At 62.9% G+C, this 22,992-nt stretch carries 22 protein-coding genes and 1 pseudogene; 8 read left to right on the plus strand and 15 right to left on the minus strand.

Annotated features, from left to right (window positions below; genetic code table 11):
- The first annotated feature begins 249 nt into the window (after window positions 1-249).
- The 5 genes from AC07R1_RS23420 to AC07R1_RS23440 all read left to right on the plus strand — a co-directional run bounded on the left by AC07R1_RS23420 (window position 250) and on the right by AC07R1_RS23440 (window position 7,537).
- Window positions 250-2,082, plus strand: coding sequence for a glucan biosynthesis protein G (locus tag AC07R1_RS23420; RefSeq protein WP_011058788.1), 1,833 nt, complete (start codon window positions 250-252; stop codon window positions 2,080-2,082).
- The gene (mdoH, locus tag AC07R1_RS23425; RefSeq protein ID WP_093407053.1) at window positions 2,075-4,645 is read left to right on the plus strand and encodes a glucans biosynthesis glucosyltransferase MdoH; all 2,571 of its coding nucleotides are present in this window, start codon (window positions 2,075-2,077) and stop codon (window positions 4,643-4,645) included. Before AC07R1_RS23420 ends, mdoH begins: the two co-directional genes overlap by 8 nt.
- Before the next feature lie 259 nt (window positions 4,646-4,904).
- Complete coding sequence (locus AC07R1_RS23430; RefSeq protein WP_019095754.1) at window positions 4,905-5,702, plus strand: transporter substrate-binding domain-containing protein; 798 nt, start codon at window positions 4,905-4,907, stop codon at window positions 5,700-5,702.
- A 145-nt stretch (window positions 5,703-5,847) separates the two neighbouring features.
- Complete coding sequence (locus AC07R1_RS23435; RefSeq protein ID WP_011058791.1) at window positions 5,848-6,810, plus strand: amino acid ABC transporter permease; 963 nt, start codon at window positions 5,848-5,850, stop codon at window positions 6,808-6,810.
- Entirely contained in the window at window positions 6,803-7,537 is a 735-nt protein-coding gene (locus tag AC07R1_RS23440; RefSeq protein WP_011058792.1) for an amino acid ABC transporter ATP-binding protein, read from the plus strand. The genes AC07R1_RS23435 and AC07R1_RS23440 overlap by 8 nt, the downstream gene beginning before the upstream one ends.
- Window positions 7,538-7,586: 49 nt before the next feature.
- Here the strand turns inward: AC07R1_RS23440 and AC07R1_RS23445 are convergent, their stop codons facing one another.
- The 11 genes and pseudogenes from AC07R1_RS23445 to ubiE form a co-directional block, all read right to left on the minus strand.
- Window positions 7,587-8,459, minus strand: a complete 873-nt coding sequence (locus AC07R1_RS23445; RefSeq protein ID WP_370059461.1) for a methyl-accepting chemotaxis protein — start codon at window positions 8,457-8,459, stop codon at window positions 7,587-7,589.
- Window positions 8,442-9,503, minus strand: a pseudogene (locus tag AC07R1_RS23450) (methyl-accepting chemotaxis protein); the annotation flags it as partial. The gene AC07R1_RS23445 and the pseudogene AC07R1_RS23450, both read right to left, overlap by 18 nt.
- A 137-nt stretch (window positions 9,504-9,640) precedes the next feature.
- The gene (locus AC07R1_RS23455) at window positions 9,641-10,348 is read right to left on the minus strand and encodes a 16S rRNA (uracil(1498)-N(3))-methyltransferase (RefSeq protein WP_011058794.1); all 708 of its coding nucleotides are present in this window, start codon (window positions 10,346-10,348) and stop codon (window positions 9,641-9,643) included.
- The gene (gene tatC, locus AC07R1_RS23460; protein WP_011058795.1) at window positions 10,345-11,139 is read right to left on the minus strand and encodes a twin-arginine translocase subunit TatC; all 795 of its coding nucleotides are present in this window, start codon (window positions 11,137-11,139) and stop codon (window positions 10,345-10,347) included. Before tatC ends, AC07R1_RS23455 begins: the two co-directional genes overlap by 4 nt.
- Window positions 11,136-11,594 carry a Sec-independent protein translocase protein TatB gene (tatB, locus tag AC07R1_RS23465; protein WP_011058796.1) on the minus strand — a complete coding sequence of 153 codons (459 nt, stop codon included), beginning with the start codon at window positions 11,592-11,594 and terminating at the stop codon, window positions 11,136-11,138. Before tatB ends, tatC begins: the two co-directional genes overlap by 4 nt.
- Before the next feature lie 10 nt (window positions 11,595-11,604).
- Window positions 11,605-11,886 carry a twin-arginine translocase TatA/TatE family subunit gene (locus AC07R1_RS23470; RefSeq protein WP_011058797.1) on the minus strand — a complete coding sequence of 94 codons (282 nt, stop codon included), beginning with the start codon at window positions 11,884-11,886 and terminating at the stop codon, window positions 11,605-11,607.
- A 25-nt stretch (window positions 11,887-11,911) separates the two neighbouring features.
- Window positions 11,912-12,244: a phosphoribosyl-ATP diphosphatase gene (locus AC07R1_RS23475; RefSeq protein ID WP_011058798.1), complete on the minus strand. Its 333-nt coding sequence runs from the start codon at window positions 12,242-12,244 to the stop codon at window positions 11,912-11,914.
- 1 nt (window position 12,245) lies between these two features.
- Window positions 12,246-12,638 carry a phosphoribosyl-AMP cyclohydrolase gene (hisI, locus tag AC07R1_RS23480; protein ID WP_011058799.1) on the minus strand — a complete coding sequence of 131 codons (393 nt, stop codon included), beginning with the start codon at window positions 12,636-12,638 and terminating at the stop codon, window positions 12,246-12,248.
- A gap of 80 nt (window positions 12,639-12,718) precedes the next feature.
- Window positions 12,719-14,323 carry a ubiquinone biosynthesis regulatory protein kinase UbiB gene (gene ubiB / locus AC07R1_RS23485; protein ID WP_011058800.1) on the minus strand — a complete coding sequence of 535 codons (1,605 nt, stop codon included), beginning with the start codon at window positions 14,321-14,323 and terminating at the stop codon, window positions 12,719-12,721.
- On the minus strand, window positions 14,320-14,943 hold the full coding sequence (locus AC07R1_RS23490) for a ubiquinone biosynthesis accessory factor UbiJ (RefSeq protein ID WP_015633857.1): 624 nt from the start codon (window positions 14,941-14,943) through the stop codon (window positions 14,320-14,322). The genes ubiB and AC07R1_RS23490 overlap by 4 nt, the downstream gene beginning before the upstream one ends.
- Entirely contained in the window at window positions 14,943-15,713 is a 771-nt protein-coding gene (ubiE, locus tag AC07R1_RS23495) for a bifunctional demethylmenaquinone methyltransferase/2-methoxy-6-polyprenyl-1,4-benzoquinol methylase UbiE (RefSeq protein ID WP_011058802.1), read from the minus strand. The genes AC07R1_RS23490 and ubiE overlap by 1 nt, the downstream gene beginning before the upstream one ends.
- Before the next feature lie 155 nt (window positions 15,714-15,868).
- Here ubiE and AC07R1_RS23500 point away from each other — a divergent pair, with 155 nt between their 5' ends.
- From AC07R1_RS23500 to AC07R1_RS23510, 3 genes are all read left to right on the plus strand, one after another.
- Window positions 15,869-16,144: a polyhydroxyalkanoic acid system family protein gene (locus AC07R1_RS23500; protein WP_495110979.1), complete on the plus strand. Its 276-nt coding sequence runs from the start codon at window positions 15,869-15,871 to the stop codon at window positions 16,142-16,144.
- Window positions 16,145-16,267: 123 nt separating this feature from the next.
- Window positions 16,268-16,690 carry a phasin family protein gene (locus AC07R1_RS23505; RefSeq protein ID WP_011058804.1) on the plus strand — a complete coding sequence of 141 codons (423 nt, stop codon included), beginning with the start codon at window positions 16,268-16,270 and terminating at the stop codon, window positions 16,688-16,690.
- A 10-nt stretch (window positions 16,691-16,700) separates the two neighbouring features.
- On the plus strand, window positions 16,701-17,573 hold the full coding sequence (locus AC07R1_RS23510) for a phasin family protein (RefSeq protein ID WP_401402462.1): 873 nt from the start codon (window positions 16,701-16,703) through the stop codon (window positions 17,571-17,573).
- Between the two features lie 61 nt (window positions 17,574-17,634).
- On the opposite strand, the gene AC07R1_RS23515 is transcribed toward AC07R1_RS23510, so the two are convergent.
- From AC07R1_RS23515 to phaC (AC07R1_RS23530), 4 genes are all read right to left on the minus strand, one after another.
- Window positions 17,635-18,255, minus strand: a complete 621-nt coding sequence (locus tag AC07R1_RS23515; RefSeq protein WP_011058806.1) for a TetR/AcrR family transcriptional regulator — start codon at window positions 18,253-18,255, stop codon at window positions 17,635-17,637.
- Between the two features lie 65 nt (window positions 18,256-18,320).
- On the minus strand, window positions 18,321-20,003 hold the full coding sequence (gene phaC / locus AC07R1_RS23520) for a class II poly(R)-hydroxyalkanoic acid synthase (RefSeq protein ID WP_011058807.1): 1,683 nt from the start codon (window positions 20,001-20,003) through the stop codon (window positions 18,321-18,323).
- 108 nt (window positions 20,004-20,111) lie between these two features.
- The gene (phaZ, locus tag AC07R1_RS23525; RefSeq protein WP_011058808.1) at window positions 20,112-20,972 is read right to left on the minus strand and encodes a poly(3-hydroxyalkanoate) depolymerase; all 861 of its coding nucleotides are present in this window, start codon (window positions 20,970-20,972) and stop codon (window positions 20,112-20,114) included.
- 130 nt (window positions 20,973-21,102) lie between these two features.
- On the minus strand, window positions 21,103-22,782 hold the full coding sequence (gene phaC / locus AC07R1_RS23530; RefSeq protein ID WP_015633859.1) for a class II poly(R)-hydroxyalkanoic acid synthase: 1,680 nt from the start codon (window positions 22,780-22,782) through the stop codon (window positions 21,103-21,105).
- Between the last annotated feature and the right edge of the window lie 210 nt (window positions 22,783-22,992).

Here is a 22,992-nt window from a genome sequence, read left to right on the forward strand (position 1 = left end):
ATTTGGGCCGGAAACTGCTGTTTTTCGCGATAAATACTTTGTTACCCCTGATGCGTTGTAACGCGGGCTACTAGATAATCGCGCGCTACGGGGATCAGCGTTCGTTGGTCCATTTTGACTTAAGTAGAGACTTGTCCACGGCCGTTTGGGGAATCATTTAGCCCCATCGGAGTCGGAACAATGCTCGCCAACCTGGCATATAGATAGCTGGCCGTTGGTTTTTTGATCTGTTTTCGGCGAGGGTTGCTCGTGATTGTTAGTCCCTGTAATGCACCAAACTTGTTTGCCAAACGGTTACGAAACGCACTGGTGACGGGCTCTGCGCTGGTCTGCCTGCTCGGCGCCGGTCAACTCATGGCATTCAATCTGGATGATGTATCGGTCAAGGCCAAGGACCTGGCCGGGCAGAAGTACGAGGCCCCGCGCAGTAACCTGCCGAACGAGTTCCGTGAGATGAAGTTCGCGGATTACCAAAAAATCCGCTTCCTCACCGAAAAAGCCGAATGGGCCGACCAGAAGACCCCGTTCAAGCTGTCGTTCTACCACCAGGGCATGCACTTCGACACGCCGGTGAAGATCAACGAGATCAGCGCCAACACCGTTACCGAGATCAAGTACGACCCGAACCGTTTCGATTTCGGCGACGTGAAGTTCGATCCCAAGGCCACCGAGAAGCTCGGCTACGCCGGTTTCCGCGTTCTGTACCCGATCAACAAGGCTGACAAGCAAGACGAGATCATGACCATGCTCGGCGCGAGCTATTTCCGCGTCGTTGGCAAGGGCCATACCTATGGCCTGTCCGCCCGGGGCCTGGCAATCGACACCGCCCTGCCATCCGGCGAGGAATTCCCGCGTTTCAGCGAGTTCTGGATCCAGCAGCCCAAGGCTACCGACAAGCACCTGGTGATCTACGCCCTGCTGGATTCGCCACGGGCCACCGGCGCCTATCGCCTGACCCTGCGGCCGGGCGCCGACACCATTGTCGACGTCAAGGCCCGGGTGTTCCTGCGTGACAAGGTCGGCAAGCTGGGCCTGGCCCCGCTGACCAGCATGTACCTGTTCGGCGCCAACCAGCCGTCGAAGGTCCTCAACTACCGTCGCGAACTGCACGACTCCAGCGGCCTGTCGATCCACGCCGGCAATGGCGAGTGGATCTGGCGCCCGCTGAACAACCCGAAACATCTGGCCGTGAGCAACTTCTCGGTGGAGAACCCGCGTGGTTTCGGCCTGCTCCAGCGTGGCCGCGACTTCAGCCACTATGAAGACCTCGACGACCGCTACGACAAGCGCCCAAGCGCCTGGATCGAGCCCAAGGGCGACTGGGGCAAGGGCACCGTCGACCTGGTAGAGATCCCGACCGCGGACGAAACCAACGACAACATCGTGGCGTTCTGGAACCCGGAAAAGCAGCCTGAGCCAGGCCAGCCGCTGGATTTCGCCTATCGCCTGCACTGGACCATCGACGAAGCCGCCCTGCATTCCCCTGACAGCGCCTGGGTACAGCAGACCCTGCGCTCCACCGGTGACGTCAAGCAGTCCAACCTGATCCGTCAGCCCGACGGCAGCGTGGCCTACCTGGTGGACTTCGAAGGCCCGTCCCTGGCGGCATTGCCGGAAAACGCCGACGTTCGCAGCCAGGTCAGCGTGGGTGACAACGCCGAGCTGGTGGAAAACAGCGTTCGCTACAACCCGGAAACCAAGGGCTGGCGCCTGACCCTGCGGATGAAGATCAAGGACGCGAGCAAGTCCACCGAGATGCGTGCCGCTCTGGTCCGCGACATTGCGCAGCCCGAGCCGGCCAAGGCCTCGACGCCGAACTCCAACTCCTCCATCGCCAAGGCCGACAAGATCGCCGCCAAGCAGCAGGAGAAGAAAGAGAAGGAAGCCGCAGCGGCAGCCGCCAAGCAGGCGCAAGCCCAGCCGGGCAAAGAGGCTAAAGACGCCAAGAACGCCAAGGACAAGGACCACAAAGACGCCAAGCAGCCTGCTGCTGCGGACGCGGCCCCAGCCACACCGGAACCGGTTAAAACGGAGCAAGTCCTGACCGAGACCTGGAGCTATCAGTTGCCTGCCGATGAGTAACTCTCAACTACAGCCAGAGTCTCTTGCCGAGTACCTGGCGCATTTGCCGATGTCGGACCAGCAGCGCGCGGAACTCGCGGGCTGCCAGTCCTTCAGCGAATTGCACCAACGCCTGTCGTCCAGCACCTTCGATGGCCCCACCGATGCCGCCCAGGCCTCGGTGGGCCAGCGCCTGACCCTGAGCACCGCCGCTGAGCTGGAAGAAGCGGAAATGCTCGCGGTGGACGCCGAGGGCCGGGTCTGCCTCAAGGCCACGCCGCCGATCCGCCGCACCAAGGTGGTCCCGGAGCCGTGGCGCACCAATATCCTGGTGCGCGGCTGGCGGCGCCTGACCGGGCGTACCAACCCGCCAGCGCCGAAGAAGGACGAACGGGTACTGCCGGCCGCTCGCTGGCGTACCGTCGGTTCTATCCGCCGCTACATCCTGCTGGTGCTGATGCTCGGCCAGACCATCGTCGCCGGCTGGTACATGAAAGGCATCATGCCGTACCAGGGCTGGTCCTTCGTCGACCTGGAAGAGGTCATGCACCAGCCGCTGATGCAGACCGCCCAGCAAGTGCTGCCCTATGCCCTGCAGACCAGCATCCTGATTCTGTTCGGAATCCTGTTCTGCTGGGTCTCGGCAGGTTTCTGGACCGCGCTGATGGGCTTCCTGGAACTGCTGACCGGCCACGACAAGTACCGCATCTCTGGGGCCAGCGCCGGCAACGAGCCGATTCCCAAGGATGCGCGCACCGCACTGGTAATGCCGATCTGCAATGAAGACGTGCCCCGGGTGTTTGCCGGCCTGCGCGCGACCTTCGAGTCGGTGGCGGCCACCGGTGACCTGGACCGCTTCGACTTCTTCGTCCTCAGCGACAGCAACGACAGCGATATCTGCGTGGCCGAGCAGCAGGCCTGGCTGGATGTCTGCCGCGAAGCCAAGGGCTTCGGCAAGATCTTCTATCGCCGCCGTCGCCGCCGAGTGAAGCGCAAGAGCGGCAACCTCGACGACTTCTGCCGTCGCTGGGGCGGTGACTACAAGTACATGGTCGTGCTCGACGCTGACAGCGTGATGAGCGGCGAATGCCTGACCAGCCTGGTACGCCTGATGGAAGCCACGCCGGACGCGGGGATCATCCAGACCGCGCCACGGGCCTCGGGCATGGACACCCTGTATGCGCGCATGCAGCAGTTCGCCACCCGGGTCTACGGCCCGCTGTTCACCGCCGGCCTGCACTTCTGGCAGTTGGGGGAATCCCACTACTGGGGGCACAACGCGATCATCCGCATGCAGCCGTTCATCGAGCACTGTGCCCTGGCGCCGTTGCCGGGCAAGGGTGCCTTCGCCGGTGCGATTCTCTCCCACGACTTCGTCGAAGCCGCGCTGATGCGCCGTGCCGGCTGGGGCGTGTGGATTGCCTACGACCTGCCGGGCAGCTACGAAGAGCTGCCGCCGAACCTGCTGGACGAACTCAAGCGTGACCGGCGCTGGTGCCACGGCAACCTGATGAACTTCCGCCTGTTCCTGGTCAAGGGCATGCACCCGGTGCACCGCGCGGTGTTCCTCACCGGGGTGATGTCCTACCTGTCGGCGCCGCTGTGGTTCTTCTTCCTGGTGCTGTCCACGGCCCTGCTGGCGGTCAACACCCTGATGGAGCCGCAGTACTTCCTCGAGCCGCGGCAGCTGTATCCGCTGTGGCCGCAGTGGCATCCGGACAAGGCCATCGCGCTGTTCTCCACCACCATCGTGCTGCTGTTCCTGCCCAAGCTCTTGAGCATCATCCTGATCTGGGCCAAGGGTGCGAAAGAGTTCGGTGGCAAGTTCAAGGTGACCCTGTCGATGCTCCTGGAGATGCTGTTCTCCATGCTACTGGCGCCGGTGCGGATGATTTTCCACACACGTTTCGTACTGGCCGCATTCCTGGGCTGGGCCGCGACCTGGAACTCGCCACAGCGTGACGACGACTCCACGCCGTGGAGCGAAGCGGTCAAGCGCCACGGTCCGCAGACCCTGCTGGGCTTCTGCTGGGCGCTGCTGGTGATCTGGTTGAACCCGAGCTTCCTCTGGTGGCTGGTACCGATCGTCGGTTCGTTGATGCTGTCGATCCCGGTGTCGGTGATCTCCAGCCGCGTGGGCCTGGGCCTGAAGTCCCGTGACGAAAGCCTGTTCCTGATCCCTGAGGAATACGCTCCGCCACAGGCGCTGCTGGCAACCGACCAGTACACCCATGAAAATCGCTGGCATGCGCTCAACGACGGCTTTGTCCGGGCCGTGGTGGATCCGCAGCAGAACGCCCTGGCCTGTGCCCTGGCGACCTCGCGCCACACCCAGGCCGAGCCCATCGAATGGCTGCGCCAGGAGCGTGTACGGCATGCCCTGAAAGTCGGCCCGGCGGCCCTGAACAACAGCGAGCGGCTGGCGCTGTTGAGCGACCCGGTAGCCCTGGGGCGCCTGCACGAGCAGGTCTGGAGCGAGGGGCACAGCGAATGGCTGAGCGCCTGGCGCCAGTCGGTGGATGCCGATCCCCATGCACCGCTGCTGCCGTTGCAGCCGTTGAACGCGGTGCCGCAACCGGCCTGAAGCCAACGCCCTTGAGCTCTTGCTCAAGGGCGTTTTGCTTTATGGCGCCAATGGCCGCCTACGCCTTGCCGGAGGCTGTGGCAGCGGCCGCCGGTCGCTCCCCCTGAAACAACAAAAATCCTTGTGCAAATGGCCGAGTGCGTTAGCATCGCACCCGCAAATTTCTGCGCGCAATCGACAACGGCCTGCCATTCGAAGCACTCAAGCAGATGACCGCCGTGCGCAGACACCACAATAAAATGGCTTCAGGGGACTTGAGATGAAGAAGTATCTTTCGCTGCTGCTGGCGGGTGCCGCAGCCCTGCTGGCGGTCAACACGGCCCAGGCCGGCGCTATCGACGACGCGGTCAAGCGCGGCACGCTGAAAGTCGGCATGGACCCGACCTACATGCCGTTCGAGATGACCAACAAGCGTGGCGAAATCATCGGTTTCGAAGTCGACCTGCTCAAGGCCATGGCCAAGTCCATGGGGGTCAAGCTGGAGATGGTTTCCACTGGCTACGACGGCATCATCCCGGCCCTGCTGACCGACAAGTTCGACATGATCGGCAGCGGCATGACCCTGACCCAGGAACGCAACCTGCGCCTGAACTTCAGCGAACCCTTCATCGTGGTCGGCCAGACCCTGCTGATCCGCAAGGACCTGGAAGGCACCATCAAGTCCTACAAGGACCTGAACAGCGCCGACTACCGCATCACCTCCAAGCTGGGCACCACCGGTGAGATGGTCGCCAAGAAGCTGATCGCCAAGGCCAAGTACCACGGCTACGACAACGAGCAGGAAGCGGTGCTGGACGTGGTCAACGGCAAGGCCGACGCCTTCATCTACGACGCCCCGTACAACGTGGTGGCCGTCAACAAAGTGGGCAATGGCAAGCTGGTATTCCTCGACAAGCCGTTCACCTATGAGCCCCTGGCCTTCGGTTTGAAGAAGGGCGATTACGACAGCATCAACTTCATCAACAACTTCCTGCACCAGATCCACGAAGACGGCACCTACGATCGCATCCATGACAAGTGGTTCAAGAGCACCGAGTGGCTCAAGGACATGGAATAGGTGTCAGGCAACTGACTTCTGGTTGATCGCGAGCAAGCTCGCTCCTACAGGGCGCATAGCGTTTTTGTAGGAGCGAGCCTGCTCGCGAGGATGCCCACCCGGGCTCTGCCGAACCTCCCCGCTGCAAACCGCTGGAACCTGCAAAGTGAACAAACACAAGAAAGCCCAATGGCCCTGGCACGTGCTGACCGTGCTGGTGCTGATCGGTCTGGCCGGCGCGCTGTACTACGCCACCTCGTTGATGTCCTACGAGTGGCGCTGGAACCGTGTCCCCCAGTACTTCGCCTATCAGGCCGAAGAGTCCCAGCGGGCGGCGGAAATCTCCACCGTCGCCGAGGTGGTGCGCCAGGGCGGCAAGGCACAAGTCACGCTGCGCGGTGACTCGGGTGCCGAGCAGCATCTGAGCGTCGATGAAAGCAGCTTGCAGGTGGCTAGCGGCGATGACGTGGCCGAAGGCGATGTCATCGGCGTGACCCGGCACTGGGCCGCGGGCCCGCTGTTGTGGGGCCTGTGGACCACCTTGTGGCTGTCGGTGGTGTCCGGCGTGCTGGGGCTGCTGATCGGCCTGGGTACCGGCCTGTGCCGGTTGTCCAGCAACCCGACCCTGCGCGACCTGTCGACGATCTATGTCGAACTGGTGCGGGGCACGCCGCTGCTGGTGCAGATCTTCATCTTCTATTTCTTTATTGGCACGGTGCTCAATCTGTCCCGGGAGTTCGCCGGGATCGCCGCGCTGTCGCTGTTTACCGGGGCCTATGTGGCGGAAATCGTTCGCGCCGGGGTGCAGTCCATCGCCCGCGGGCAGAACGAAGCCGCTCGCTCCCTGGGGCTCAGCGCCGGCCAGTCGATGCGCCATGTGGTGCTGCCCCAGGCCTTCAAGCGGGTGCTGCCGCCGCTGGCCGGGCAGTTCATCAGCCTGGTCAAGGACACCTCCCTGGTGTCGGTGATCGCCATTACCGAACTGCTCAAGAGCGGCCGGGAAGTCATCACCACGTCGTTCTCGCCATTCGAGATCCTGTTCTGTGTGGCGGGCCTGTATTTGTTGATCAACCTGCCGCTGTCGAAGATGGCCAGCCGGCTTGAACGGAGGCTCGCGCAAAGTGATTGAAGTCCGCGATCTGGTAAAAGTCTTCGACACCCGCGGCCAGGTGGTGCGCGCGGTGGATAACGTCACCACCCAGGTGGCCAAGGGCGAGGTGCTGGTGGTGATCGGCCCGTCCGGCTCCGGCAAGTCGACCTTCCTGCGTTGCCTCAATGGCCTTGAAGAGTTCGATTCCGGCTCGGTGAGCATCGACGGTCTGCAACTGGCCGACCCGAGGACCGATGTGAACGCCTACCGCCGGGAAGTCGGCATGGTGTTCCAGCACTTCAACCTGTTCCCGCACATGACCGTGCTGGAAAACCTCTGCCTGGCGCAGAAGGTGGTACGCAAGCGCGGCAAGCAGGAGCGCGAGGCCAAGGCCCTGGCGTTGCTGGAAAAGGTCGGGATCGCCCAGAAGGCCCACGAGTTTCCTTCGCGGCTTTCCGGTGGCCAGCAGCAGCGTGTGGCCATCGCCCGGGCCCTGGCCATGGAACCCAAGGTGATGCTGTTCGACGAGCCGACCTCGGCCCTGGACCCGGAAATGGTCGGCGAGGTGCTGGATGTGATGAAGACCCTGGCCCTGGAAGGCATGACCATGGTCTGCGTGACCCACGAGATGGGCTTTGCCCGGGAAGTGGCGGATCGGGTGCTGTTCTTCGATCACGGCAAATTGCTGGAAGACGCGGCGCCGCAGGTGTTCTTCGACGCGCCGCAAGACCCGCGGGCCCAGGCTTTCCTGCGCCAGGTGCTGTAAGGCCGGCTCCTGCATTTCCCGGTAGGAGCCGGCTTGCCGGCGAAGTGGCTCAGACCCGGAAACGCCCCACCAGGCTTTGCAGGTGAATCCCCAGCCGCGCCAGCTCGGCGCTGGACGCGGCGGTTTCCTCGCTGGCCGATGACGTCTGTTCAGACACATCCCGCACATTCAACACGCTGCGGTTGATCTCTTCCGCCACCGCGCTCTGCTGCTCTGCTGCCGCGGCGATCTGCTGGTTCATCGCCTGGATCGCCGACACGGTACGGGTGATGTTTTCCAGGGAACCACCAGCCCGGCGTGTCAGCTCGACACTGCTGTCGGTCAGGCTGCGGCTGGTATCCAGGGTGCTGGCCACCTGCTGGGTGCCGCTTTGCAGGCCAACGATGAGTTCAGCGATTTCTTCGGTGGATTGCTGGGTACGTTGCGCCAGGCTGCGGACTTCATCTGCCACCACGGCAAAGCCCCGCCCGGCTTCACCGGCCCGGGCGGCCTCGATGGCGGCGTTCAGGGCCAGCAGGTTGGTCTGCTGGGCCACCGACTTGATCACATCCAGGACGCTGCCGATCTTGTCGCTTTCCTGCTTGAGATGGCCCATGGCCTCGGTGGAATGGCCCACCTCGCTGGCCAGGCGCTCGATCTGGGCGATGGCTTCGTTCACCACCCGGTCACCCTCGCGGGCCTGCTGGTCGGCCGCCACAGCGGCCTCGGAGGCCTCCTCGGCGTTGCGCGCCACTTCCTGCACGGTGGCGGCCATTTCGTTCATGGCCGTGGCCACCTGGTCGGTCTCGACTTTCTGGCTGTTGACCCCGGCGCTGGTCTGCTCGGTCACCGCGGACAGTTGCTCGGCGGCGCTGGCGATCTGGGTCACCCCGTCGCTGATGCCGCCGATCAGTTCCCGCAGGCTCACCGTCATGCGCTGCATGGCTTTCTGCAGTTGGCCCAGTTCGTCGCGGCGCTCCACGGCGAGGTTCTGGCTCAGGTCCCCGGAAGCCACGCGCTCGGCGGCCTTGAGGGTCTGCTGCAGCGGCTGGGTGATCTGCCGGGTGATGGCCCAGGCGGCGATCAGGCCGAACAGCATGGCCAGCAAGGTGGCGATCAGCAGGGTGCTCTTGGCCTGCGCGGCGTCGCTATCACGCTTGGTGGTCTGGGCCACGGTCAGCTGCTTGCTCAGGTCCATCAGCCGGTCGCCCTGGGCGGCCATGCGCTTGAGCGCAGCCGCGCTGGCTTCTTCGGCGTCGCTGTAGGCGCTGACGGCCATCCGGTAGGCCTTCAGCGAGTCGCTGGCCTGTTGCAGGTTGGCAACGTGCTGCTCGGGCAGGCGCGAAGGCAGGCTGGTTAGGTTGTTCAGGGCGTTGTCGATGGCGTCCAGCGCCGGCTGCTTGGCCTCGGGCTTGGCGCTGTAGGTGTAGCCGCGTACCTGGAAGCGTGCCTGCTGGATCAGCTTGGACAGGTCGATCACGCTATTGAACTGCGCCACGCTGTCGCCTTGCAGCAGTGAGTTCTCAACCTCCGCGACCCGGGCCACGGCATTGTCCGCGGTGGCGCCAAGCTGGGACCTCGCGGCCTCGCGGTTGGCGGTGGCGCGAGTCATGTCGGCAAAGGCTTTCTGGTATTCGGCTACGGCGTCCAGTTGCTGGTCGACCATGGTGATGCTTTCCGGTTGCTGCAGTTGCGCGCGAGCGTCCTGCAGGCCGTCGTTGAGTTGCTTGAGGAAGTCGTTGACCGCTGCCGGGCCGTGTTCACCGCGGCTCATCTCGTAGTTGAGGCGGGCGATGCGCAGGTCCTTGGTCAGGGCGTAGATAACGGAAATATTGCCCAGTTTGTCGCCCCGGTCGATCACCCGGCCCAGGCCGGTCCAGCCGGTGGCGGTGATCAGCAGGGTGAGGAGCAGTACCAGGCCGAAGCCGATACCCAGCTTGAGGCTGACGCTTACGTTTCCCAGGTTTCTGGCTAGCCAACGGTACATTCTGCGAACTCCCTTTTAGCAATGTGCGCTTAACCATAGGCTATCGGCGGGAGTGGGGGATTCTGTAGCTTGACTGGCTAGTTGCCATTACGACCGTGAGGTCCGGCTGGCCACTTGGCCAGCACGCACATGGGGGCTCAGAACAGGCGCGAAAGCAGTGCGGTGACCGCGGTTTCGACCCGCAGGATGCGTTCGCCCAGTTGCACCGGTTGCAGGCCGGCCTTGCCCAGAAGATCGATCTCGTAGGGAATCCAGCCGCCTTCCGGGCCAATGGCCAGGGTGACGGCCTGGTCCAGCCCGCGAGGGCAGGGCGGATATGGGCCAGGGTGGCCCACCAGCCCCAGGGTGCCAGCGCTGAGGGCCGGCAGGCGGTCTTCGACGAAGGGCTTGAAGCGTTTTTCGATCAGGACGTCGGGCAGCACGGTGTCACGGGCCTGTTCCAGGCCGAGCACCAGGTGTTCGCGAATCGTTTCGGGTTCCAGGAACGGGGTCTGCCAGAAGCTCTTTTCTACCCGGTAGCTGTTCACCAGCACCAGCCGCGGCACGCCCATGGTCGCTATGGTCTGGAACACCCGGCGAAGCATTTTCGGGCGCGGCAGGGCCAGCACCAGGGTCAACGGCAGCTTGGCCGGTGGCGGCTGATCGAGGGTCACTTGCAGTTCGGCTTCAGCAGGCTCCAGGCGCAGTACCTGGGCACTGCCCATCAAGCCGCCAATGCGCCCGACCCGCAGGCTGTCGCCGACCGCCACCCGATGCACGTCCTGCATGTGGGTCAGGCGTCGGTCGCGCAGCACTACGCGGTCGGCCGCAATGAAGTCGGCCTCTTCCAGAAGCAGCAGGTTCACGCTTGAGTCGCTGGCGGCTGGTCGTTGTGGTCGTCGGCCGGTTCATCGTCCGGGTGCTCGCCACGCTTGCTGATCAGCCCGCCGAACAGCACGCCGATCTCGAACAGCAGCCACATGGGCACGGCCAGCAGGGTCTGGGAGAAAATGTCCGGCGGGGTGAGGATCATGCCCACCACGAAGCAGCCGATGATCACGTAAGGGCGGATCTTGCGCAGGTACGCCACGTTGACCACGCCTATCCACACCAGCAGGACCACGGCCACCGGGATCTCGAAGGCCACGCCGAAGGCGAAGAACAGGGTCATGACGAAATCGAGGTAGCTGGTGATATCGGTCATCATCTCCACGCCGGCCGGAGTGGCGGCGGCGAAGAACTTGAAGATCAGCGGGAACACCAGGAAGTAGGCGAACGCCATGCCGATGTAGAACAGCAGGATGCTCGACACCAGCAAGGGCACGGCAATGCGCTTTTCATGCTTGTACAGGCCGGGTGCGATAAAGCCCCAGATCTGGTGCAGGATCACCGGGATCGCCAGGAACAGCGAGACCATCATGGTCAGCTTCAGCGGCGTGAGGAACGGCGAGGCGACGTCGGTGGCGATCATCGTCGCGCCGACCGGCAGGTACTGGCGCAGCGGTGTGGAGACGATGGTGTAGATCTGCTGGGTGAAGGCGAACAGCCCGGCGAAGATGATGAAGATCGCCGCTACGCAGCGCAGCAGGCGGGTGCGCAGCTCGGTGAGGTGCGACACCAGCGGCATGTGTTGGTCGTTCTCTGGGATATCGCTCATGGTGCTCGCGGCGGCAAGGTGGAGTCGTGGGGGGCCGTGGTGGCGGGTGTTGCCACTGGGGCTGCGGGCTCTGCGGTCGGTGCCGGTGCTGGTGTCGATGGCAGAGGCGCGGGCACTTCGCTGGCTGGCGGCGCTTCGGCGACCGTAGCGGCGCCTGGCGCGTGAATCGTCTGCTCGGCCACAGGCTCTACCGGAGTCGGTTGCTGCTGGGTCGGGGCGAGGATTTTCCGCGCTTCCTGCTCCAGGGACAGAATGTGCTCGTTGTGCAGTTGCCGGCGGATTTCGTCGGCACCGATTTCACGTTCAACTTCCTGTTTTATCGCGTTGAAGCTGCGCTTGAGGCGCCCGACCCACAGGCCGGCGGTGCGCGCAGCGCCGGGCAGGCGCTCGGGGCCGAGCACCAGCAGGGCCACCAGGCCCACCAGCAGCAGTTCAGAGAAGCTGATACCAAACATTAGTCAGTGCTCACGAGTCTTTGCGGGTCGGCTCTTCGACTTTCTGCGCCTGCACATCGATGGTGTGCGGCTGGTTCAACGGCGCGCTCTGCTGCGGCTGAACCGGTGGCACAGGCTGCGCTGCTGGCGGGACCACGGGTTCGGCAGGCTTTTCGTCGTCATTCATGGCCTTGCGAAAGCCCTTGATCGATTCGCCGACGTCGGTGCCCAGGTTCTTGAGCTTCTTGGTGCCGAATACCAGTACCACGACCACCAGGATGACGATCCAGTGTTTCCAGTCAAAAATGCCCATGCTGCGTTTCCTCTTAGAAAGTTGTTCAGGCGGACGGACGCGAGGCTTTCTCGGCGTGTCCGGACAAACCGAAGCGGCGGTCCAGCTCATCGAGCACGGCCTGGGGATGCTGCCCCAGCTGCGCCAGCATGACCAGGGTGTGGAACCACAGGTCCGCGGTTTCGTAGATCACATCGCTGCAGTCGCCGCTGATGGCGGCGTCCTTGGCGGCGATGATGGTTTCCACCGATTCTTCGCCGACTTTTTCCAGAATCTTGTTCAGGCCCTTGTGGTACAGGCTGGCGACGTAGGAGCTGTCGGCTGCGGCGTCTTTACGCTCTTCCAGCACCTGGGCCAGACGGGTGAGGGTATCGCTCATGTCAGTGTCCTGCAGAATAGATCGCGTGCGGGTCCTTGAGGACCGGTTCGACGGTTTTCCACTCGCCATCTTCATAGACGCGGTAGAAACAGCTGTGGCGGCCGGTATGGCAGGCGATGTCGCCGATCTGCTCAACCATCAGGATGATCACATCGGCGTCGCAGTCCAGGCGCATTTCATGAAGCTTCTGCACGTGCCCGGATTCTTCGCCCTTGCGCCACAGCTTGCCACGGGAACGTGACCAGTAGATGGCGCGATTCTCGGCAGCGGTCAGGCTCAGGGCCTCGCGGTTCATCCAGGCCATCATCAGTACGCGCCCGGTCTTGTGATCCTGGGCGATGGCCGGCACCAGGCCGTCCGCATCCCATTTGATCTGGTCCAGCCAATCTTTCATTTTCGACTCCGACAACCGGGCTCTACCCGCTGGTGACGCCTCGGCGATTTCGACAGTTTGCCAGCAGGTCGCGCCACTGGCTATCGGCGAACGATCAGATACAAACCGACCGCAATCATGATGCCAGCAGGCCAGTGCCCCAGCTCATGCAATGGACCGCCGGCGGCCAGGACCGCGCCACCGCCCAGGTGGGCAGTGCCCAGCAGGCGCAGGAACCAGTCGTCCTTGCGCTTGTGCCAGGGCGCCGGCGGATCGGCGGCATGGGGCTGGGACATGCGCTCCAGCAGGTCGCGGGTCATGTTGGCCAGGTGCGGCAACTGTTCGATCTGGCTGTGGATGTTGCCGAGCACGGCCTTGGGGCTGACCCGTTCGCGCATCCAGCGTTCGAGGAAGGGTTGCGCGGTGTTCCACAGGTCCAAGTCCGGGTACAGCTGGCGGCCCAGGCCCTCGATGTTGAGCAGGGTCTTCTGCAGCAGCACCAGTTGCGGCTGCACTTCCATGTTGAAGCGCCGAGCGGTCTGGAACAGGCGCATCAGCACCTGGCCGAAGGAAATGTCCTTCAGCGGTTTTTCGAAGATCGGCTCGCACACGGTGCGAATCGCCGCCTCGAATTCGTTGAGCTTGGTTTCCGCCGGGACCCAGCCGGAATCAATGTGCAACTGGGCCACGCGGCGGTAGTCGCGCTTGAAGAAGGCAAACAGGTTGCGGGCCAGGTAGTCCTGGTCTTCCGGGGTCAGGCTGCCGACGATGCCGCAGTCGATGGCGATGTACTGCGGGCTCCAGGGCTGCACGGTGCTGACGAAGATGTTGCCCGGGTGCATGTCGGCGTGGAAGAAGCTGTCGCGGAACACCTGGGTGAAGAAGATCTCCACGCCACGCTCGGCGAGCATCTTCATGTCGGTACGCTGGTCGGCCAGGGTGGCCAGGTCGGTGACCTGAATGCCGTAGATGCGCTCCATCACCAGCACTTTGGGCCGGCACCAGTCCCAGTAGACCTGGGGTACATAGAGCAGCGGCGAGCCTTCGAAGTTGCGCTTGAGCTGGCTGGCGTTGGCCGCCTCGCGCAGCAGGTCGAGCTCGTCGTAGATGGTTTTCTCGTAGTCGCTGACCACGTCCACCGGGTGCAGCAGGCGCGCGTCGGCTGAGAGCTTTTCCGCGGCCCGGGCGAGGATGAACAGCCACGCCAGGTCCTGGGCGATGATCGGCTTGAGCCCGGGGCGGATCACCTTGACCACCACTTCTTCGCCGGTCTTGAGCTTGGCGGCGTGCACCTGGGCCACCGACGCCGACGCCAGGGGCTCGATGTCGAAGCGGCTGAACACGTCGCTGATCTTCTTGCCCAACTGCGCTTCGATCAGGGCCACGGACTTTTGCGAGTCGAACGGCGGCACCCGGTCCTGCAGCAGCATCAGCTCGTCGGCAATGTCTTCCGGCAGCAGGTCGCGGCGGGTCGAGAGGATCTGCCCGAACTTGATGAAGATCGGCCCCAGGTCCTGCAACGCCAGGCGCAGGCGTGCACCGCGGCTCAGGTCCAGCGGCTTGCGCGGGAACCAGCGCCAGGGCAGGGCGAAGCGCAGGGCCAGGAGGAACCAGGGCAGGGGCAGGTCGAACAGCAGGTCATCGAGGCGGTAGCGGATCACGACGCGCTGGATGCGCAACAGACGGCGGACGGCAAGCAGCTTCATGCGTTATCGCTTGGGTCAAGGGATCGGGAAAGGCGCTCCAAGCGCGCCTCGAGACGTTCCAGGTCGAGTTTGGCCTGATCCAGCTCGCGAAAGCGCGCTTCGGCTTCGCGCTGACCCACCAGGGTCCGCGATTCTTCGGCGAGGAATTCGGCGAGGTTCTGGTTGAGGCTGGCAAATCCTTGCTGATACCAGCGGGCGCGGCTGCGCACATGGCCACTGAACAGCTGGGTGGCCACGGGGCCCAGCCAGCGCGAGAGCTCGTACTCCCAGTCCAGCTCCAGGTCCTGAAGGGTTGCTGCCAGGTCCAGCAGCACGCCGCTATCGCCTTCCAGCTCCACTTCGGGGCCGTGCAGGACCGCGGTCTTGTCCTTGCTCAGGGCCAGGCGCAGCAGGCTCGAGGCCGGTGCGCGCAGGGTGCAGTCCGGGTCCGCGGCCCACTGGCTGGCGAGCATCAGGCCTTCATCGCTGGGCAGGATGAACAGCTGCAGCGCCGGGTTGCGGCATTCCACGGCGATCACCTTGCCATTGAGGTGCTGCAGGCGCGGCAGCGCCGTGCTGTCCAGACGCAGCACCCGATTGATGCCGGTCTCGACGCTGGCGAGCAGGCCGCTGAGCAACATCAGGGCTTGATGCCGCGGTGCAGGGCGACGATGCCTGCGGTCATGTTGTGATAGGTCACGCGGTCGAAACCGGCCTCGACCATCATCGACTTCAGGGTTTCCTGGTTGGGGTGCATGCGGATCGATTCGGCCAGGTAGCGGTAGCTTTCCGAGTCGTTGGTGATCAGCTTGCCGGCCAGGGGCATGAAGGCGAACGAGTAGGCGTCGTAGACCTTGGACATCAGCGCGTTGGTGGGCTTGGAGAACTCCAGCACCAGCAGGCGACCGCCGGGCTTGAGCACCCGCAGCATGGAGCGCAGGGCGTCTTCCTTGTGGGTCACGTTGCGCAGGCCGAAGGCAATGGTCACGCAGTCGAAATGGTTGTCCGGGAACGGCAGTTTTTCCGCATCGGCCTGGACGAACTCGACGTTGCCGGCCACACCCAGGTCCAGCAGGCGGTCACGACCGACCTTGAGCATGGATTCGTTGATGTCGGCCAGTACCACTTGGCCGGTCGGGCCCACCAGGTGGGAGAAACGCTTGGTCAAGTCACCCGTGCCGCCGGCGATGTCCAGTACGCGATTGCCGGCGCGCACGCCGGACAGCTCGATCGTGAAGCGTTTCCACAGGCGGTGCATGCCACCGGACAGCACGTCGTTCATCAAGTCGTACTTGGCCGCTACCGAGTGGAACACCTCAGCGACTTTTTCCGCTTTCTGGCTTTCAGGAACATTCTTGAAGCCGAAGTGAGTGGTGGGTTCGGCATCGCTGCCTTTGCGCTGATCAGTCATATCGCTGTCACCAAAAGAGAATGCGGGACATTCTAATGCCGGTGGCGGTCTTTGTCTTGGCAAGGCTGAATGTAAGATAGCGATCCGCCGGGACGTTTTGACGCACGCAGGGTCAAGATGCTTCAGGCAAGTCCCGAAACAGCAGGAGACCTTCAATGGCCCGTATTAGTGTTGAACGTGCCCATGTCCTGGGCAAGCAGGCAGCCCGTGAAAAGGCCGACAAACTGGCGCAGAAACTCGCCGATCAATATGGCCTGGAGCCACAGTGGGCAGGCGATACCCTGAACCTCAAGCGCTCGGGCGTCAAAGGCGCGGTGCATGTGGGTGAAGAGTCGATCCGCATCGACGTGGAACTGGGGATGTTGATGTCGGCCATGAGCGGCACCATCAAGTCGGAAATCGAAAAGGCTCTGGACAAGGCTCTGGTCTGAACCGGCTCCTACATGAATTCATGACAGTCGTTAGGGTGCCGATTCTAATTTTTCTCTCTAGGTTGTGCCTCAGGTCCTCTTTCCGAGGGCAGTTCCTCAAACCTTCTGCGCGTGAGGTGCACCATGGCCAAAGTAATTCTGAAGAAAAAAGTTGATGCCCAATCGACTGCTCTGAGTGAAGTCAAATCCTATGCCCGCAAGATCTGGCTGGCAGGCCTGGGGGCCTACGCCAAAGTCGGTCAGGAAGGCAGCGAGTACTTCCAGGAGTTGATCAAGGCTGGTCAATCCGTTGAAAAGAAAGGCAAAAAAGTTGTCACTGAACAACTTGAAGCAGCCAACAGTCAGATAGATGGCGTTAAAGGGGATGTCAGCACTCTTAAAGGCAAAGTCGAAGTGCAACTGGACAAGGTCGAGAAGGCTTTTGACACGCGCGTCGCCAGTGCCTTGAATCGTATCGGCATTCCGTCTAAACATGACGTTGAGACACTCTCTGCTAAGCTCGATGAGCTGACGGCGTTGCTCGAACGTGTCGCGCGTAAACATTAAGGAGAACGGGATGGCTGGTAAAAAGAATACTGAAAAAGAAGGCAGCTCGTGGATCGGGAAAGTCGAAGAGTACTCCCGTAAAATTTGGCTTGCTGGTTTAGGCGTGTACTCGAAAATCGACTCTGACGGCAGCAAGCTTTTCGAGACATTGGTCAAAGATGGTGAGAAAGCCGAGAAACTGACTAAGAGCGTAGTCGGCAAGAAAGTTGATGCGGCCAAAGATTCCGCAACTTCGGCCAAGTCGCGTATCAGCGACGTCAAGGATCGCGCCCTGGGTAAGTGGGATGAACTGGAAGGCGCTTTCGACAAGCGCTTGAACAGCGCCATCTCGCGTCTGGGCGTGCCTAGCCGCAACGAAGTCAAGGCCCTGCACGACAAGGTCGATACCCTGACCAAGCAGATTGAAAAACTCACAGGTGCCAAGGTTGCGCCGGTTGCAGCCAAAACTGCAGCTGCCAAGCCTGCTGCAAAACCCGCAGCCAAGCCTCTGGCCAAGCCTGCCGCTAAGCCTGTCGCCAAGGCCGCCGCTAAACCCGCAGCCAAGCCGGCCGCGAAAACCGCAGCCGCCAAACCAGCGGCCAGACCGGCTGCCAAGCCTGTAGCGGCCAAGCCCGCTGCCAAGCCAGCAGCCAAGCCCGCGGCGAAAACCGCAGCGGCCAAGCCAGCGGCCAAACCGGCCGCCAAGCCTGCAGTGGCGAAAAAGCCTGTGGCCAAGAAGCCTGTGGCTGCCAAGCCAGCGGCCAAACCAGCAGCCAAGCCCGCTGTTGCGGCCAAGCCTGCAGCCCCGGCCCCGGCCAGCTCGGCGAACTCCGCCGCAGCCCCGAGCCCGGCTGCAACCCCGACTGCCGCGCCAGCTCCAGCGACGCCAAGCAGCCAGTCCTGATCGCATCAGGAACAAAAAAACGCCCGGCCTGGGAAGGCCGGGCGTTTTTTATTGAGGCGTTCTAGCCCTGCTCATCCAGGTAGCGCAGCGCCATCTGTTCGGTGGCCATCTTTGCCGGCGGCAGCAGGTGTGGCGCCACCAGCATCATGATCTGGTAGACCACCAGCCGGACTTCGCCTTCGCGATCGAGAATCCGCTGGTAATCCAGAGAGAACAGCAGGGTCATGGTGATCTGTTCCACCAGCTGCCCCAGGGCCTGGGTGCCGCTGACCAGTTGCCCCTGAGCCTTGAGCCGGGCCAGCAACGAGGCCAGGGTGCGTTTCAAGGCATTGAGCAGGTTGCGAATGCCCTTGGCCAGTTTTGGCAGGCGCCCGGCCAGGTTGGACAGGTCCTGAAACAGAAAGCGGTAGTGGGCCAGGCGCTCGACGATCAGGTGCAGGAACAACCAGTAGTCTTCCGCCGCCAGCTGGACGTCGGACGGTGGGTCCAGCAACGGCGTCAGTTCGTTCTGAAAGCGCTCGAACAGGCCGAGCACCAGCGGCTCCTTGCCATGGAAGTGGTAGTAGAGGTTGCCGGGGCTGATCCCCATTTCATTGGCCACCTCCATGGTGGAGACATTGGGCTCGCCCTTTTGATTGAACAGTTGCAGGGCACATTCGAGTATCCGGTCGCGGGTCTTCATCCTGACTTCTTGTCGGTCCATTGAAGGGGCACGGCTCCGGCGTGGAACCGTGGTGCAAAGTGTCTTCAGCGCACGCGCACGTAGGTGCCGGGCGCAGCCTCCATCGGCGGATAGTTCTGGTTGCCCAGGGTGGTGAGGGTTTCCCGCTGCGCCCCCGAACGCTCCTGGACCCAGGTCAGCCACTGGCTCCACCAGCTGCCGTCCACATGCTCGGCATCGTAGTACCAGGCCCGCGGGTCGCTGCTGAGTTTGCGGTTCTCCACGTAGTTGGCCTTGGGATTGCTCGGCGGGTTGAGGATGCTCTGCACGTGGCCGCTGTTGGACAGCACGAAGCGCCGTTCGCCGCCCAGCAGCAGGGTCGAGCGGTAGACCGCGTCCCAGGGCGTGATGTGGTCGTTGATCCCGGCCACGCTGAAGCTGTCCACCGTGACCTTCTGCAGGTCGATCGGCGTGCCGCAGACTTCCAGCCCGCCGACATGGCTCAGGGGGTTGTGCTTGAAGAAGTCCAGCAGATCGCCGTGCAGCGCGGCCGGCAACCGGGTGCTGTCGTTGTTCCAGTAGAGAATGTCGAAGACCGGCGGCTCCTTGCCCAGCAGGTAGTTGTTGACCCAGTAGTTCCAGATCAGGTCGTTGGGGCGCATCCAGGCGAACACCTTGGCCATGTCGCGACCGTCCAGTACCCCTTGCTGATAGGAGCGACGCTTGGCCGCTTCGAGGGTCTTCTCGTCGGCGAACAGCGTTGCCGGGCTGTCCATCTGGCTGTCCAGCAGGCTCACCATGTAGGTCGCGCTGGATACCCGGCGCAGCTGGCGCTTGGCCTGCAGATGGCCTTGCAGGGCGGCGATGGTCAGCCCTCCGGCACAGGCTCCCACCAGGTTGACTTCGCGACTGCCGGTAATCGCCCGGGTGACGTTCAGCGCTTCTTCGGCCGCCTCGACGTAGGTCGACAGGCCCCACTCGCGGTGCCGCACATCCGGGTTGCGCCAGCTGACCATGAACACCTGCAGGCCGTTTTTCAGCGCGTACTGGACGAAGCTGTTGGTCGGGCTCAGGTCGAAAATGTAGTACTTGTTGATTTGTGGCGGCACGATCAGCAGCGGCTTGGCGTACTGTTTTTCGCTCATGGGGCTGTACTGGATCAGCTCCAGCAATTCATTGCGAAACACCACTGAGCCCGGGGTGACCGCCAGGTTCTTGCCCACTTCGAAGGCGTGCTTGGTCACCTGGCTGGGCAACCCGTTGTTGTGCAGCAGGTCATCCAGCAGGTTGCCGATGCCCCGCACCACGCTGTTGCCCCCGGTGTTGAAGATCTCCTTGAGGGCCAGGGGGTTGAGCAGGGTATTGGAAGGCGCAACGGCATCATTGAGCAGGGAAAAGGCAAAGTGTGCCCGGGCCCGGTCGTCTTCGCTCATGCCACTGTCGTCGATCCAGTGGCGCACCTGCTTCTGCCAGCTCAGGTAGGCCTGCAGGCCGCGCCGGTAGAAGGGGTTGAGGCTCCAGGCCGGGTCGGCGAAGCGGTTGTCCTTGGGGTTGGTCTTGTGCAGGGTTTCCCCCAGCAGCACACGCCCCAGCTGGCCGCCCAGGGCCAGGGTATGCCGGGCACTGTGCAACGGATTGCGCAGGCTGTGGGCCGCCAGGCTGCGCAAGGTGGAGAACAGATCCCGGCCGCGCAGGCCGGTGATCGCGCTCTGCGCATTGATATACGCGGCGGGTGACGGCAATGAGCCCGTCGCAGGTTTGTCTTGCATGAGTCAACACTCCTTCGTCAAACCACTAACAAGCAGACCAATCCAAGACAGACAACATAGTCGGTCCTGGCCCTTCTTGCGCGCGACGATCCTGTCGACAGGTATCTTTTACTTGGTAGGGCGCACAGGTTCGGGATGCGGGTGCATCACCGCCCTTTGGCGTTCTTCCTGGAGGAACTTCATGATGATCGGGGCGACGGCCTCGGCCCGGGTGATCAGGAACAGGTGGCCATCATCGATGATGTGCAACTGGGCATTGGGTATGCGCCAGGCCAGCATGCGCATGTTGATCAGGGGAATCAGCGGGTCGTCATCGCCGGCCAGCACCAGGGTCGGCTGATGGATCTTGTGCAGCCAGTGAATGCTGGTCCAGCCCAGGCCCGCGAACAGCTGCCAGTAATAGCCGAGCTTGCCGGCCGAGCGCACCTTGGCTGCGTGTTCCGCTGCCAGGCTCGGGTCGCGGCGGAAGGAGCCGCCATAGATCAGCGGCGCGATGCGCATCACATGGGAGGGCTGCACGTAGCGCCGTGGGCTGGCCATCATCCACAGCACCTTGGGTTTGCCCGGGACCATGAACGCCCCGGCCGCGGTGGCGGCCAGCACCAGCTTCTTGCAGCGCTCGGGGTAGTCGTAGGCGAACTGCTGGGCCAGCGCGCCGCCCCAGGACACACCCACTGCATTGACCTGGCCGTAGTCCAGGTAGTCGAGCATCCGCGCGGTCAGCTTGGCCAGCCCGGGAAAGCGGTAGGGCCGGCTCGGCGTGGAGGAGCCGCCGACACCGGGGACATCGAAGGCGATCACCTCGAGGTCCGGATCCAGGGCCTGGACAAAGGGAAACACCAGCTCCAGGTTGGCGCCGATGCCGTTGAAGATCAGCAGCGGCGTCAAGTGCGGCTTGCCTGGGCGTACCGCGGTGCGGATGGTCTGGCCATCCAGGTCGACGGTGCGGAATATGAATGAGTGTGGCATGCCGTAGCCCTGTGAATTAAACCGTCGCAGCCGCCATCCCGGGCGTCCTGCGGATTTCCTGAGGCCGAGCCTCTTGTCAAGAATAGGGCTTGGCGGAGCCTCCTGGCGCCGCCGTGTCGATGGCCGGGGCTCAGCGCTCGTGGACGTAGGTCCCGGGCGCCGCCTCGGCGGCTGCGAACTTCTTGTTACCCAGGCTGGTGGGCGCCGGCTTCAGGTCACCTGAGCGTTCCGCCTGCCAGGCCTGCCAATGCAGCCACCAGGAATCGGTGTGCTTGATCGAGTTTTCCTGCCACTGGTCGGGGCAGGCCGGAATGTCGGTGCTGGTCATGTAGCGCGCCTTGGGGTTGCCAGGCGGGTTGAGGATGCTCTGGATATGGCCGCTGCTGGAGAGCACGAACTCGACGTTGCCGCCAAACAGCTGCGCCGACTTGTAGCAGGACTTCCACGGGGTGATGTGGTCGTTGGTGCCGGCCAGGGAGAAGATATCGGCGGTCACCTGCTTGAGGTCGATCGGCGTGCCGCACACTTCCAGTGCATTGGCGCGCACCAGCGGGTTGTTCTTGAACATTTCGATCAGGTCGCCGTGGAAGGCGGCGGGCAGGCGGGTGGTGTCGTTGTTCCAGAACAGGATGTCGAACACCGGCGGCTCGTTGCCCAGCAGGTAGTTGTTGACCCAGTAGTTCCAGATCAGGTCGTTGGGGCGCATCCAGGCGAACACCTTGGCCATGTCGCGGCCTTCCAGGACTCCGGCCTGATAGGAGTGGCGCTTGGCCGCTTCCAGGGTCTGCTCGTCGACGAACAGCGCTACCTGGGTGTCCAGGGTGGTGTCCAGTACGCTGACCAGCAGGGTCAGGGCGTTGACCTTCTTCTGCCCCAGCGCCGCGTAGTGGCCCAGCAGCGCGGTGCAGGTGATGCCGCCGGAGCAGGCACCGAGCATGTTCACGTCCTTGCTGCCGGTGATCGCGGTCACTACGTCGACCGCTTCTTTCAGGGCTTCGATGTAGGTGGACAGGCCCCATTCGCGCTGGGCCTTGGTGGGGTTGCGCCAGCTGACGATAAAGGTCTGCACGTTGTTGCGCAGGCAGAAGCGCGCCAGGCTCTTGTCCGGGCTGAGGTCGAAGACATAGAACTTGTTGATCTGCGGTGGCACCACCAGCAGCGGGCGCTCATGCACCTGCTCGGTGATCGGCCGGTACTGGATCAGCTCCAGCACGTCATTGCGAAACACCACCGCGCCTTCACTGGTGCCCAGGTTCTTGCCCACTTCGAAGGCGTCCATGTTGACCTGGCTGGGCATGCCGCCGTTGTGCACCAGGTCCTTGGCCAGATGGGACAGGCCGTCCAGCAGGCTCTTGCCGCCGGTTTCGAAGAAGCGCTTGACCGCTGCGGGGTTGGCCGCGCTGTTGGTCGGGGCCATGGCTTCGGTCATCAGGTTGATCACGAAGTGGCCGCGGCTGATGTCCTGCTCGGACAGGCTGCTGTCGTCGATCCAGTCGTGGAGTTCCTTGCGCCACGCCAGGTAGGTTTGCAGGTAGCGTTTGTACAACGGGTTCTGGCTCCACGCGGGGTCGTTGAAGCGACGGTCGTCGCTCTCCGGCTGCAGGGTGGATTTGCCGAACATCACGTTCTTAAGTTCGATGCCGAAATGGGCGACGTGCTTGACGCTGTGGATGGGTTGTTTGATGGCCTGGGCAAGCACCATTCGAGCGGAAGTAAGCAGGTCCTTTCTACGCAAGCCAATGACCGGATTGAGCCCCAGGGTGTTTTCCGAGGCTTGGCGTTTCAGGTCATCGTTATTCTTGTTACTCATCTACGACGCTCCATTGTCCTGAGACGAGTACCGGACCTGCTGTGCAGTCACACAGCACGATGCCAGGTACTACTGCTCGGGTGACCGTTGATTGCGCACCGCTGCTTTTTTGTTCCGAAAGCTCTGCAGGGAACTTGCCAGCTCCATTGGTTACCCGAGTTTAATTTTTTCCGCAAGCAGGCCATTCATTGGCCATACAGCCAAGCATTC

The organism is Pseudomonas sp. GW821-FHT07F01 (genome assembly GCF_059418825.1).

Bases quoted from the DNA above. Each gene is read 5' to 3' on its own strand.
- mdoH (WP_093407053.1), top strand. From the start codon at position 2,075: ATGAGTAACTCTCAACTACAGCCAGAGTCTCTTGCCGAGTACCTGGCG.
- AC07R1_RS23430 (WP_019095754.1), top strand. From the start codon at position 4,905: ATGAAGAAGTATCTTTCGCTGCTGCTGGCGGGTGCCGCAGCCCTGCTG.
- AC07R1_RS23445 (WP_370059461.1), bottom strand. From the start codon at position 8,459: ATGCAGCGCATGACGGTGAGCCTGCGGGAACTGATCGGCGGCATCAGC.
- tatC (WP_011058795.1), bottom strand. From the start codon at position 11,139: ATGAGCGATATCCCAGAGAACGACCAACACATGCCGCTGGTGTCGCAC.
- tatB (WP_011058796.1), bottom strand. From the start codon at position 11,594: ATGTTTGGTATCAGCTTCTCTGAACTGCTGCTGGTGGGCCTGGTGGCC.
- AC07R1_RS23470 (WP_011058797.1), bottom strand. From the start codon at position 11,886: ATGGGCATTTTTGACTGGAAACACTGGATCGTCATCCTGGTGGTCGTG.
- AC07R1_RS23475 (WP_011058798.1), bottom strand. From the start codon at position 12,244: ATGAGCGATACCCTCACCCGTCTGGCCCAGGTGCTGGAAGAGCGTAAA.
- hisI (WP_011058799.1), bottom strand. From the start codon at position 12,638: ATGAAAGATTGGCTGGACCAGATCAAATGGGATGCGGACGGCCTGGTG.
- ubiB (WP_011058800.1), bottom strand. From the start codon at position 14,323: ATGAAGCTGCTTGCCGTCCGCCGTCTGTTGCGCATCCAGCGCGTCGTG.
- AC07R1_RS23490 (WP_015633857.1), bottom strand. From the start codon at position 14,943: ATGTTGCTCAGCGGCCTGCTCGCCAGCGTCGAGACCGGCATCAATCGG.
- ubiE (WP_011058802.1), bottom strand. From the start codon at position 15,713: ATGACTGATCAGCGCAAAGGCAGCGATGCCGAACCCACCACTCACTTC.
- AC07R1_RS23500 (WP_495110979.1), top strand. From the start codon at position 15,869: ATGGCCCGTATTAGTGTTGAACGTGCCCATGTCCTGGGCAAGCAGGCA.
- AC07R1_RS23505 (WP_011058804.1), top strand. From the start codon at position 16,268: ATGGCCAAAGTAATTCTGAAGAAAAAAGTTGATGCCCAATCGACTGCT.
- AC07R1_RS23510 (WP_401402462.1), top strand. From the start codon at position 16,701: ATGGCTGGTAAAAAGAATACTGAAAAAGAAGGCAGCTCGTGGATCGGG.
- AC07R1_RS23515 (WP_011058806.1), bottom strand. From the start codon at position 18,255: ATGAAGACCCGCGACCGGATACTCGAATGTGCCCTGCAACTGTTCAAT.
- phaC (WP_011058807.1), bottom strand. From the start codon at position 20,003: ATGCAAGACAAACCTGCGACGGGCTCATTGCCGTCACCCGCCGCGTAT.
- phaZ (WP_011058808.1), bottom strand. From the start codon at position 20,972: ATGCCACACTCATTCATATTCCGCACCGTCGACCTGGATGGCCAGACC.
- phaC (WP_015633859.1), bottom strand. From the start codon at position 22,782: ATGAGTAACAAGAATAACGATGACCTGAAACGCCAAGCCTCGGAAAAC.